This is a genomic window from Bacillus sp. KS1 (assembly GCF_020075515.1).
In the GTDB taxonomy this organism is placed as follows: Bacteria; Bacillota; Bacilli; order Bacillales; family Bacillaceae; genus Bacillus; species Bacillus velezensis.
Window position 1 is genome coordinate 848,673 of sequence record NZ_JACAWW010000004.1, and the last position, 12,637, is coordinate 861,309.

The 12,637-nt window shown below is 46.8% G+C and carries 11 protein-coding genes; 5 read left to right on the top strand and 6 right to left on the bottom strand.

The genetic code is table 11. The features are described from left to right. The first annotated feature begins 198 nt into the window (after positions 1–198). From HWY38_RS04655 to HWY38_RS04665, 3 genes are all read left to right on the top strand, one after another. Positions 199–954 (top strand): DeoR/GlpR family DNA-binding transcription regulator, encoded by a 756-nt coding sequence (locus HWY38_RS04655; RefSeq protein WP_038464473.1) that lies wholly within the window; start codon positions 199–201, stop codon positions 952–954. A gap of 77 nt (positions 955–1,031) precedes the next feature. Beyond that, a complete protein-coding gene (locus tag HWY38_RS04660) occupies positions 1,032–1,964 on the top strand; it encodes an aldo/keto reductase (RefSeq protein WP_044802350.1) in 933 nt (310 codons plus the stop codon). A 123-nt stretch (positions 1,965–2,087) separates the two neighbouring features. After that, on the top strand, positions 2,088–3,476 hold the full coding sequence (locus HWY38_RS04665; protein WP_032869301.1) for a sugar porter family MFS transporter: 1,389 nt from the start codon (positions 2,088–2,090) through the stop codon (positions 3,474–3,476). Positions 3,477–3,518: 42 nt separating this feature from the next. On the opposite strand, the gene htpG is transcribed toward HWY38_RS04665, so the two are convergent. After that, positions 3,519–5,399 (bottom strand): molecular chaperone HtpG, encoded by a 1,881-nt coding sequence (htpG, locus tag HWY38_RS04670; RefSeq protein WP_224181362.1) that lies wholly within the window; start codon positions 5,397–5,399, stop codon positions 3,519–3,521. Between the two features lie 171 nt (positions 5,400–5,570). Beyond that, the gene (locus HWY38_RS04675) at positions 5,571–5,819 is read right to left on the bottom strand and encodes a hypothetical protein (RefSeq protein WP_021494665.1); all 249 of its coding nucleotides are present in this window, start codon (positions 5,817–5,819) and stop codon (positions 5,571–5,573) included. Positions 5,820–5,946: 127 nt separating this feature from the next. Here HWY38_RS04675 and HWY38_RS04680 point away from each other — a divergent pair, with 127 nt between their 5' ends. After that, entirely contained in the window at positions 5,947–6,768 is an 822-nt protein-coding gene (locus HWY38_RS04680; protein ID WP_032875507.1) for an SDR family oxidoreductase, read from the top strand. Positions 6,769–6,824: 56 nt separating this feature from the next. Here HWY38_RS04680 and HWY38_RS04685 read toward each other — a convergent pair whose 3' ends face one another. From HWY38_RS04685 to HWY38_RS04700, 4 genes are all read right to left on the bottom strand, one after another. After that, complete coding sequence (locus HWY38_RS04685) at positions 6,825–7,424, bottom strand: response regulator transcription factor (RefSeq protein ID WP_032875505.1); 600 nt, start codon at positions 7,422–7,424, stop codon at positions 6,825–6,827. After that, complete coding sequence (locus tag HWY38_RS04690; RefSeq protein ID WP_038460478.1) at positions 7,421–8,557, bottom strand: sensor histidine kinase; 1,137 nt, start codon at positions 8,555–8,557, stop codon at positions 7,421–7,423. Before HWY38_RS04690 ends, HWY38_RS04685 begins: the two co-directional genes overlap by 4 nt. A gap of 118 nt (positions 8,558–8,675) precedes the next feature. Further along, positions 8,676–9,725 carry a fatty acid desaturase gene (locus HWY38_RS04695; protein WP_224181422.1) on the bottom strand — a complete coding sequence of 350 codons (1,050 nt, stop codon included), beginning with the start codon at positions 9,723–9,725 and terminating at the stop codon, positions 8,676–8,678. A 245-nt stretch (positions 9,726–9,970) separates the two neighbouring features. Continuing rightward, positions 9,971–11,128 (bottom strand): TetR/AcrR family transcriptional regulator, encoded by a 1,158-nt coding sequence (locus HWY38_RS04700; RefSeq protein WP_224181363.1) that lies wholly within the window; start codon positions 11,126–11,128, stop codon positions 9,971–9,973. A gap of 141 nt (positions 11,129–11,269) precedes the next feature. On the opposite strand from HWY38_RS04700, the gene HWY38_RS04705 reads away from it, so the two are divergent. Further along, positions 11,270–12,607: an aldehyde dehydrogenase family protein gene (locus tag HWY38_RS04705; RefSeq protein WP_224181364.1), complete on the top strand. Its 1,338-nt coding sequence runs from the start codon at positions 11,270–11,272 to the stop codon at positions 12,605–12,607. Positions 12,608–12,637 lie beyond the last annotated feature (30 nt).

A 12,637-nucleotide genomic window follows, 5' to 3' on the forward strand; every position in this document is an offset into this window, starting at 1 on the left:
CAAGTCAATCTAAAAAATCAAAATTTTTTCATTATTTTTATCATACTTTTTTTGATCGGGAAAACAGGAACTTGGAGAACCGTGTCGAATCGTACGGTGTGAACCCTCTTTTTTATCATTTGTTAAGTAACTATTGATTAACTTCTGGTGTTTATTATATATTTTAATTACTTTAAGAATTCTAGAAGGAGTTTTTTTATGAAACTGATGCGGATTCAGGAGATGGAAGAATACATTCTCAAACACGGAGCCACTTCGCTGGATGAGCTGTGCGAGGTATTCAACGTCTCTAAAAACACGGTCAGACGCGATATTAATAAGCTTGCGGAAAAAGGGGTTATCAAAAAGGTGTACGGCGGCGTGACGTCAGCCGAAAAATCTGTGCTCGTCCCTTTTGAAAATCGCACCATTCAACATCAGGATGAAAAAATCAAAATCGCCCGCTATGCGTCACGATTTATCGAGGATCACGATCTTGTGTTTATTGATTCCGGCACGACGACCAAATCGATGCTGGAGACGCTTGATCCCGATAAGAATGTAACGGTTTTGACGAACAGCCTTGATATTATTAACGCGGCTTCATCCATGAAAAATATCGACCTGATCACCATCGGCAATAACTACAAACGGAAGACAAGGTCGTTTGTCGGCATTGATGATCCGAGCACACTCAATAAATACAACATTAACAAGGCGTTCATGTCAGCTACCGGGACAACGATCACCCACGGCCTGACGAATTCCGACTTACTGGAATACGAGGTGAAAAAGAGAATTTCCGAAAAGGCGAACGAAGTGTATCTGCTCGCGGATCATTCCAAATTCGGCAAATCCACGCTTTTGACATACGCGCCTTTCGACCGGCTTCACAGCATTGTCACTTCTCAGCAGCTCGATGAGGAATATACGAAGTATTGCCAAGAGCATCAAATCGACATTCACTTGGCATAGCGTTATAGTTAATAGAGAACGCTGCCGTATTTTTCCGGCAGTCGCTATGATATCCAATTTTTTCAGGGGGCGAAAATATGAGCAAAGTAACAATCGGCAAAACTGACCTAAAGGTATTTCCGATCGGTTTGGGAACAAATGCGGTCGGCGGACACAATCTCTATCCGAATCTGAATGAAGAAACAGGAAAAGAATTGGTCCGGGAAGCGATTAAAAGCGGCGTTACCATGTTAGATACCGCCTATATTTACGGTGTGGGCCGTTCTGAAGAATTAATCGGCGAGGTGCTGAAAGACTTTAACCGCGAGGATGTCTTCATCGCCACAAAAGCCGCTCACAGAAAAGAAGGCGATGACTTTGTTTTCGACAACTCACCGGCCTTTTTGAAACAATCGGTCGAAGACAGCCTGAAACGCCTGCAGACTGATTACATCGATTTATTCTACATCCATTTCCCGGATGAGCACACGCCGAAGGACGAAGCCGTTCAAGCGTTGAATGAGCTGAAAAAAGAAGGAAAAATCCGTTCAATCGGCGTATCCAATTTCTCTTTGGAGCAGCTGAAAGAAGCCAATAAAGACGGCTTAGTCGACGTGATTCAAGGAGAATACAACCTGCTGAACCGTGAGGCGGAAAAGACTTTCTTCCCTTATACGACAGAACACGGCATCTCATTCATTCCGTACTTCCCGCTCGTATCCGGACTGCTGGCCGGCAAATACGACGAGAACACAACCTTCCCTGAAGGCGACCTGCGCAATGACCAGGCGCATTTCCAAGGGGAGCAGTTTAAAGAAAACATCAAAAAAGTCAACCAACTCAAACCGATTGCCGAAAAGCACAATGCCGATACGGCGCATATCGTGCTGGCCTGGTACTTGGCGAGACCTGAAATCGATATCCTGATTCCGGGCGCCAAACGCGCGGATCAATTAAAAGACAACATGAAAGCAGCCTCCATTACGCTATCTGCTGAAGAAATCGCATTTATCGACAAGCTGTTTTCCTAAGAAAGAAAAAAAACACGCCTTTTAAAAGGGGCGTGTTTTTTATGTTTATTTTTTTCTCTTCGGGGAATGAAATAGTTATCTAAATAAACTATTATGCGTTCCAAAAGATGAGGAGGATCATCTGTGAAGAAAAACACCAAAAAATACCTGATTTACTTTTTCGGAGCATTAGGCGGGCTGCTTTACGGCTATGACACCGGTGTGATTTCAGGGGCTTTGTTATTTATTAACAATGATATTCCTTTAAACACGCTGACCGAAGGATTGGTCGTCAGCATGCTGCTGCTCGGTGCGATTTTCGGGTCCGCCTTAAGCGGGACATGCTCTGACCGATGGGGCCGGAGAAAAGTGGTTTTCGTCCTTTCACTCATTTTTATTATCGGCGCGCTTGCCTGTGCGGCTTCGCAAACCGTCACTATGCTGATTATCTCCCGTGTCATACTCGGGTTAGCCGTCGGCGGCTCAACGGCGCTGGTTCCCGTTTATCTATCTGAGATGGCGCCGACAAAAATACGCGGAACGCTCGGCACATTGAATAACTTAATGATTGTAACCGGAATTTTACTCGCATATATTGTGAATTACATATTCACCCCGTTTGAAGCTTGGCGCTGGATGGTCGGTCTCGCCGCAGTACCGGCGGCGCTTTTATTAATCGGAATCGCGTTTATGCCGGAATCTCCGAGATGGCTCGTCAAACGCGGCCGTGAGAAGGAAGCCAGACAAGTCATGGAAATGACTCACGACAAAGAGGATATCGCCGTTGAATTGGCGGAAATGAAACAAGGTGAAGCCGAGAAAAAAGAATCTACACTCGGCTTGCTGAAAGCCAAATGGATACGCCCTATGCTGCTGATCGGGATCGGCCTCGCCATCTTCCAGCAGGCGGTCGGTATCAACACGGTGATTTACTATGCGCCGACCATCTTTACAAAGGCCGGACTCGGCACTTCGGCGTCCGTTCTCGGCACGATGGGCATCGGTGTCTTAAACGTCATCATGTGTATCACCGCCATGATCTTAATTGACCGGATCGGCCGGAAAAAACTGCTGATGTGGGGAAGTGTCGGCATTACCTTGAGCCTGGCGTCACTATCAGCCATTCTCCTTCTGGCCGGCCTGTCAGCTTCAACGGCTTGGCTGACCGTGCTGTTTCTCGGCATCTATATCGTTTTCTACCAGGCGACATGGGGTCCCGTCGTATGGGTTCTGATGCCGGAGCTGTTCCCGTCAAACGCACGCGGAGCCGCAACCGGATTTACGACATTGATTCTGTCGGCAACCAACCTGATCGTTTCACTGGTATTCCCGCTTATGCTGAGCGCCATGGGCATCGGCTGGGTATTCGGAATATTCTCAGTCATTTGCCTCTCATCCTTCTTCTTCGCCGCTTACATCGTTCCTGAAACGAAGGGCAGAAGTTTAGAAGAAATCGAAACGCACTTGAAAAAACGGTTCTCCTTAAAGAAGCGCAGCAAACAAAATCAAATTCTTAAACAGCGCACATTGTAATAAAAAAAGGAATCGCCCCCGCCGGGCGATTCCTTTTTGGCGTCATACCATAACTTTGCAGATGTCATTCGTAAACTCGACCGGATCATGGATCGGCAGCCCTTCAATCAGAAGCGCCTGATTGTACAGCAGGTTTGTGTATAATTCCAGCTTTTCCCGATCTTGTCCGTGCGCGTTCTTTAACGTCTCAAACACTTCGTGATTCGGGTTGATTTCAAGCACTTTTTCCGCTTTGACCTGCTGGCTGTCAGGCATGGCGTTTAACACTTTCTCCATTTCGATCGTCACTTCGCCGTCTGTCGCAAAGCATACCGGATGGGATTTTAAACGTTTCGATGCTCTGACGTTCTTTACTTTATCCGCAAGAATCTCTTTCATGCTTTCGAACAGGTTTTTATATTCGTTCTCTTCGGCTTCAGTCTGCTTTTCATCTTCGTCACTGTCGATGCCTAAGTCGGCGCTGGATACGGATTTGAACTCTTTTTCCTCATAGCTTGTCAGCATTTTGATCGCGAATTCATCAATATCTTCCGTAAAATATAAAATCTCGTAGCCTTTGTCCGCCACCATTTCAGTTTGCGGCAGCTTTTCAATCCGCTCATATGAATCGCCGGACGCGTAATAGATATATTTTTGATCCTCAGGCATTCTGGACACATATTCGTCCAGAGTGACGAGCTTTTTCTCCTTAGATGAATAGAAGAGAAGCAGATCTTTTAATACGTCTTTATTCGCGCCGAAATCATTATAGACGCCGAATTTCAGCTGTCTGCCGAAAGATTCATAGAAAGATTCGTATTTTTCCCTTTTGTTCTTCAGCAGGCTCTTCAGCTCGGCTTTGATTTTTTTATTGATGTTTTTCGCAATCAGCTTCAGCTGGCGGTCGTGCTGCAGCATCTCTCTGGAAATGTTCAGCGACAGATCCTCAGAATCCACCATGCCTTTTACAAAGCTGAAATGGTCCGGAAGCAGGTCGGCGCATTTGTTCATGATCAGCACGCCGTTGGAATACAGCTCCAAACCTTTTTCGAATTCCTTCGTATAATAGTCAAACGGCATGTTTTCCGGAATAAACAAAATCGAATTGTAGCGCACCGCTCCATCGACGCTGATATGCACATGGGTCAGCGGTTTATCAAAACCGTAATGCTTCTCGGCGTAAAAAGCCTCGTAATCCTCATCCGTCAGCTCGCTTTTGTTTTTTCTCCAGATCGGCACCATGCTGTTGACCGTCTGTTCTTCCTGAACTTCTTCAAATTCGTTCTCGCTGCCCTCTTTCGGCTTGTTGACCGTCTCTTCCATTTTGATCGGGTAGCGGATAAAATCAGAGTACTTTTTCACGATCGCTTTGATGCGGTAGTTTTCTAAAAACTCATCATAGCTTTCATCTTCTGTGTTTTCTTTTATTTTCAAGGTGATTTCCGTACCGACGGTTTCCTTGTCACACGGCGCAATCGTGTAGCCGGCAGCCCCTTCCGACTCCCATACATACGCCTCGTCACTGCCGAGCGCCTTACTTTTCACCGTGACTTTATCAGCCACCATAAACGCCGCATAAAATCCGACGCCGAACTGGCCGATAATGTCATGGCCGTCTTTCGAGTCATTTTCTTGCTTGAAAGCGAGTGAACCGCTTTTCGCAATCGTGCCGAGATGCTGTTCAAGCTCGTCTTTTGTCATCCCGATACCGGTATCTGTGACGGTGAGCGTTCTCGCTTCTTTGTCCGCCGTCACTTTTATGTAGTAATTGTCTTGATCAAACGTTAATGAATCATCGGTTAACGCCTTGTAATAGATTTTGTCAATCGCATCGCTCGCGTTGGAAATTAACTCGCGGAGAAAAATTTCCTTCTGCGTGTAAATGGAGTTAATCATCATGTCCAGCAATCGCTTGGATTCTGCTTTAAACTTTTTTTTCCGCACTTCAGATCTCTCCTTTAATTATGCTTTGATGTTATGTAAAATCTTTTCAGCATCTATTTATCATATACAGTGACAATTGTCAACTAGGATTAGCAGATGCATATATTGTAAATTTAACATGTTAATGGATTCATTTCACCCATTTTATTAATAAAAAAGAGAGAATGTTGATCATCCTCTCCCCTCTGCTTCTTTCCGGCGGCCGAATTCCTTCTTCATCCATATGTATGACGGGTAGAAAAACAAACTAAATAAGATAAGAGAACCTAAATTTCGCAAAGACTCATGCAGAACATTTCTTACAGTGAGAGGAAATGTGATGTCCTGAAATAGAATAGAGATAACGGTGTAAATCACAAATCCCATAGGAACAATGGCATAACAATAAAACGCTATCTCCTTCTTATGCTGTATCTTCAAAATATGTAAACCTCCCAATGATATATATACATAATATTAACATATTTAATAGGTATTTAGAAATAGACCTCCATATGTTTATCCCCCTATTCAGCGGGAACAGATATAAAAAAGGAGGAATCGCAATATGGGAAGATTAACAGACAAAACCGCAATCATCACAGGGGCCGCGACAGGCATCGGACAAGCGACGGCACGGGTTTTCGCCGATGAAGGCGCCCGCGTGATCTGCGGTGACATCAATGAAAGCGAACTGAACGAAACCGTCAGCGCCATCAGAAAAAACGGCGGAGAAGCAGAAGCCTTTCACCTTGATGTATCAGACGAAGAAAACGTAAAGTCTTTTGCGGACAGCATTCAGCAAAAGTACGGAGCAATTGATATTCTGTTTAACAATGCCGGTGTTGACCAAGAGGGCGGAAAAGTCCATGAATACCCGGTCGACCTGTTTGACCGGATCATCGCCGTCGATCTGCGCGGCACATTTCTGTGCAGCAAATACCTGATTCCGCTCATGCTCGAAAAAGGAGGCTCCATCATCAACACCTCCTCCATGTCCGGCCGGGCCGCAGACCTTGACCGCTCCGGCTATAACGCCGCAAAAGGCGGAATCACGAACCTGACGAGAGCGATGGCCATTGATTACGCCAGAAGCGGAATCCGCGTCAATTCCTTATCGCCGGGGACGATTGAAACGCCGCTCATTGATAAATTGGCAGGCACGACAGAAGACGAAATGGGCGAAGCGTTCCGTGAAGCCAACAAATGGATCACGCCGCTCGGCCGGCTCGGAAAACCGGAAGAAATGGCAGCCGTCGCGCTCTTCCTCGCTTCAGACGACAGCTCTTACGTCACGGGAGAAGACATCACCGCAGACGGCGGCATCATGGCATACACTTGGCCGGGAAAAATGCTGATTGATAAGAAGTGGAAGGAAGAGACGGAGTGACGGTGAAAAAGAAACAAGCCAGTGCAAAAACACTGGCTGAACAAGCTGAGGGCGGGTTACTTAAACCAGCCCTTTTCCTTTGATCGGGTAATGGCTTCAATTCGATTTTTCACTTCTAATTTATCCAGGATCATCGAAACGTAATTGCGGACTGTGCCGCTTTTGATGCTGAGAGCGTTTGCGATTTCTTTCGTGTTTTTTCCGTCTGCCACAAGCTCGAGCACCTCTTTTTCCCGTTCGGTCAGCGGGTTTTCTTCACTATAGATGTCCTCCATTAATTCAGGTGCGTAGACGCGTCTTCCTTTCATGACGCTGCGGATGGCGCTGACGAGCTCATCGCTCGGGCTGTCCTTGAGCATGTACCCGCTGACGCCTGCTTTTAGCGCCCGCTGAAAATAGCCGGAGCGGGCAAAGGTCGTCAAAATGATGATTTTCACACCGCTGTCCTTGAGCTCTTCTGCCGCTTCAAGACCTGATTTCCCGGGCATTTCGATATCCATCAGACAGATGTCGGGCGCATGTTTTCCCACGAAATCGATGGCATCCTGGCCGCTTGTGCCTTGGCCGACAACCGTCATATCCTCTTCTAAATTCAACAGTGAACCGAGTGCGCCGAGCAGCATTTGCTGATCCTCGGCAATGAAGATGTTGATCATCTGCTACCATCCTTTTCTTTTGATTTTGAATCATTCGGGATTCTCATGGTCAGCTTTGTTCCGGCGGCTGTATCGATGGCTAAACTGCCGTTTGCGAATTCAAGACGTTCCCTCATTCCAAGCAGGCCGTGCCCCTTTGAAAAAAAGCGGTCTTCTTTGCATTGAAAGCTGCCGTCATCTTCCACCGTAATGACAACCTCTTTCCAAAGCTGCTGAATGGTGATGCGGCATACTTTGGCGCCGCTGTGTTTCACGACATTGGTGACGGCTTCTTTTATGCACATGCTGACGATGTTTTCGTTCAGCAGAGAGATATGTTTTGGCGCTTCTTTTTCTTCATACACAAATTCAATTCCTGCCGCTTCAAGAATTTGCCGAACATTGCCGAGCTCATCCTTCAATCGGATGCCTTTCATCGATGAGACGATTTTTCTGACCTCATTTAAGGAGGTGCGGGCCGTCTGCTGCACGCTTTTCAGCTCAGTGCGGGCCTGTTCGGGGTCCTTGTAAATCAGCTTTCGGGCGAGGTCGCTTTTCAGTCCGATTAAGGAGAGCTTTTGTCCAAGTGTATCGTGAAGGTCCCGGGCGATGCGCTGCCTTTCTTCCAGCTTCACAAGATCAGCGATTCGCTCATTTGCATATTCTAATTTCTCTTCAAGGCGCTCCCGTGCCTTTCTGCTTCGAATGCTGAGCGGGAGCAGGATGGCACTGATCAGTGTAATGACGATAAACGGTATTTGTGTCAAAAACCACTCTTTTTTCAGAACAAGGCTGAAGTTGACGGCAACCGCCGCACTGATGATATGAATGTAATACAAGATGTAAAATGGAACTTTGTCTCGGATATGGCCGATGAAGTAGGCGATAAAGAAGGCGAAATAAATATAACTGAACAGCATGGCTGAGCCGGTCGAAATGCCGATCAGAAGAAGCGCCCATAAGTAAAGCGGCCAGCCTTTTGCAACAAACGCGAAGCGGTATGCGCCAAAGAAAACAAGTGTGAAGATGATGCCGGCCACGATGACAAAGGTAGAAGAGCTTTTAAAAATAAAATAAAAAGGCAAGATGAAAAAAATCATCCATATATAAGGAGAAATCCCGTTCAGTTTTTGAAATTTAAAATACTTCTTCATCTTTGTTCCACCTTCTGCTGCTTGTGTCTACCATCACTTTATCAAAACACCGCCTTCATTGCATCCTCACGCATGAAGAGAAGGCTCTTTCTGATAAGAGAAAGAGCCGCGCGCCATATCAGGCATTTTTCTTTAAAGGTTCCTTCGACACCGGATGGGACGCCGGTTTTTTCCGCGCCTCCCGAAAGGTGACAAATTGCTTTTCGTCCTCATCCCACAAACGGAATTTCATGGATTCAAGACTTGTTTTAAGCGTAATGGTCGGTACGTTTTTTAAAGGCTCGTGCCCCTCATGAGCGGCTTCCAGCTTGTAGTTCGGCACTTTCGGGCTTAAGTGGTGGACATGATGGTAGCCGATATTGCCCGTCAGCCATTGCAAAAGCTTCGGAAGCTTGTAAAAGGAGCTTCCTTCTACTGCGGCCTGCACATAATCCCAATGCTCATCTGCTTCAAAATAAGAATCCTCAAACGTGTGCTGAACATAAAAGAGCCAGACGCCGATTGACCCCGAAATAAGGAAAATCGGACCCTGAACAAGCAAAAAGTTTTCCCAGCCGAAAAGCAGGCACGTCGCAGCAGCTAATAAGACAATCGCCGCGTTCGTGAAATAGGTGTTCCAGCGCTCCTTGCGGCGGGCGCCTTTTACATTGAAACGGTTTTTAATCAGAAATACGTAAATCGGGCCGAGAATAAACATAATAAACGGATTGCGATAAAGTCTGTAGCGTACTTTTGTCCAGGCTGAGGCTTCGTTGTATTCCTTGACGGTCATCATCCAAATATCGCCGGTGCCCCGTTTATCTAAGTTGCTGCTTGTCGCATGATGAATGGAGTGGCTGCGCTGCCATTGAAGGAACGGAAACAGTGTCAGCACACCTGAAATAAACCCGAACAGCCGGTTCAGCTTCTTTTGTTTGAAAAAGGATTGGTGGCAGCAGTCGTGGAAAATAATAAAGATTCTTGTCAAAAATCCCGCTGCTATAACAGTAAAGGCGAGGGTCAGAAGATAGGAGACATCAAGGCTGAAGTAAGCAAGAAACCAAAGGGCAAAGAACGGCACAAACGTGTTGAAAAGCTGAATGACACTATGCTTTGTATCGGCGCCGGAAAATGCGGCAACCTGCTTTTTTAAAGACGCTTGTTTTTGAGTTGCGGCATGATTGATCATAAATGTCATGTCCCTTCTTTTTCATTATGATCCCAAGTATAACGGGGCGCCAGACGCTTTTGTAGTAGCAGCCATCACGCCCCGAATATGACATTTGTCATGTTTGGCGGCAGAATGCTGATCAGGCGGCATATGGAAGGTATCTTTTTTAAGGGACAAAGCCGGGCACTTCATAGCGGCACTTCTCGAAGAAAACAGCAAAAAAGAACCCCGCCTGTTTTCGGCTGAGTTCTTTTTCATCATCCTCACAGCAAAATCACACGATACTTCTTTACATCCAAAAACTGCAGAAACTCCCGGGCCAGCATGTCCGGCGCGTGGTCTTTTCCTTCATGAAGACGATATTGAATCAAACCGACGAGCATGGACGCGACATAGTATGCATAGAGCTTTTTGCCCGCCTGAATGTGCAGGGGCTGATGAAGATAAAACGATTGCAGCGCTCTGAACATTTCCGGGATGACGTCAGGCACTCCCGAACCCTCTCTCAGAAAATGAACGAGCGGCATGCCGTCCGACAGTGCCGAAAAGAGACGGACGAGCGCGGATTCCGCTTCTTCCATGGAGCAATCGGCAGGCTCTCCTTTTACCGTCAATAAATTGATCAGATCCCGGCATGATTGATGGATGATCGTTTTCAGCAATGCTTCTTTGTTGGCGTAATGGTCATAAAAAGTGGCACGGCGGAGGTTGCTTTGACGGGCAATATCGGAAATCGTAATCGCCGCGTACTCTTTTTTTTCCGCCATTAAGCTGATCATGGCTTCTTGCAAGGCCTGCCTCGTTCGGGTCACCCGGCGGTCGGCGGGCTTTTTTTCTTCTTGTTCCGGCACCCGGCGGCCAAACAGCCAGTAAAACCGTTTTTGAGAAATCAAATCCCACACCTGTCCGCTGATTTCTTCCGGGGATGCCCCGGGCTCCTCATTCAGCCAGTACAACACAATGGCATACGTATATAACGCGCGGTAATGAATGTACATATCCTGTTCAGTCGGTGAGAAATCCGCATTGACCGGTGACAGCAGCACATCATGCCGGAACACATCTTTTAAAAAAGCATGAAAGTGAAAATACGGCATTTTATGACGGTCCATCATCGTTTGAAAAAAATCCCGATGCCGGTCAACAAAAGACAGGGTCGGATGCACTTTTTGCCATCCGCCATGTAAATGAAGCACATCTTTATTCTTCAGCGAATCATACAGCGCTTCGCTCAGTCCGTCTTTCATTTCTTCCTCTATATCCTCTAAAATCGCATATTTATCCTCGTAATAAAGGTACAGTGTCCCCCGGCTCACATGCGACCGTTCGGCGATGTCCTTCATGGTCACACGGCGGATATCCCGCTCTCCAAGCATGGCCAAAAGCGCTTGTTTGATGTCAGTTGTCACAGAATCCGGCATAAGAGACACTCCTTTCATTAGACAGATCACCGCAATTTGTACGGTAACGTATAGATGTGTTTACGCTGTCTTTGCCGCAAAAACACATCACATTATAATAGGCCCTGAAGAAACAAAAAAGCAACCAGAGGAGGAAGACCGATGGATCAGCATATAAAAGCAGACATCAAACGCGTCTTTGAGCTTCAGAAAAAAAATCAAAAAACGCTGCGTGCTTCAACAGCCGGGCAGCGCAGAGAAAAGCTTCAGCGCTTTTTAGATGCCGTCACCGCACATGAAGAAGAAATCATCGAGACGATCAGACGGGACGTCCGCAAGCCTTATCATGAGGTGAAAAGAGCGGAAACGCAGGGAACGATCAAGGCGATTAAAGATAATATGAACAATCTCGACACCTGGATGGCGCCGAAACGCGTCGGCTCATCCGTCAGCCCGGACGCTGACGGCGTATTAATGTACGAGCCAAAAGGCGTCACCTTAATTCTCGGCCCATGGAATTATCCGTTTATGCTGACGATGGCCCCGCTTGCGGCTGCCATTGCGGCCGGCAACAGCGCGATTGTGAAGCTGTCTGATTTTACGATGGAGACGAGCCATATCGCCGCGACAGTTATTCGCGAGGCATTTCACGAAGAAGAAGTCGCCATTTTTGAAGGTGAGGTCGATGTCGCCACAGAACTGCTCGACCAGCCGTTTGACCACATTTTCTTCACCGGAAGCACGAATGTCGGTAAAATCGTCATGACGGCAGCCGCGAAGCACTTGTCGTCCGTCACGCTTGAGCTTGGCGGAAAAAGCCCTACGATCATCGACAGCGGCTATGATTTGATGGACGCGGCGAAAAAAATCGCCGTCGGCAAATTTGTCAATGCGGGGCAAACATGTATCGCACCTGACTATCTCCTTATGAAGAAAGAAGTGCAGAGCACCTTTACAGATCTCCTGCAAACCATTGTCAATGCAGGTTTTATGGAGGATGATCATACGGTTGACCGCAACAAATTCACGCAGATTGTCAACGACCGCAACTTTAACCGTGTCAAAGCCCTGTATGATGATGCCATTGAAAAAGGGGCAAAAACGGCGTTCGGCGGCGTATTCGATGCGCATGACCGCACGATTTCTCCGACCGTGCTGACAAACGTCACGCCTGATATGAAGATCATGCAGGAAGAAATCTTCGCACCGATTCTGCCGATTATGAATTACGAAGATATCAGTGAAGCCGTTGATTACATCACTGAACGGGACAAGCCGCTTGCCTTGTATGTATTCAGCCATAATCAGGAGCTGATCGATTATGTGCTGCAGCATACGACGTCCGGCAATGCTTCTGTCAATGATGTCGTCGTTCATTTCACTGACGTCAACCTTCCGTTCGGCGGTGTCAATACGAGCGGGATCGGTTCATATCACGGTGTGTACGGCTTTAAAGAATTCTCTCATGAAAAAGGGGTATTTATTCAAGCCTCTAAATAAAAAAGAATCCGCGCAGATGACGCGGATTCT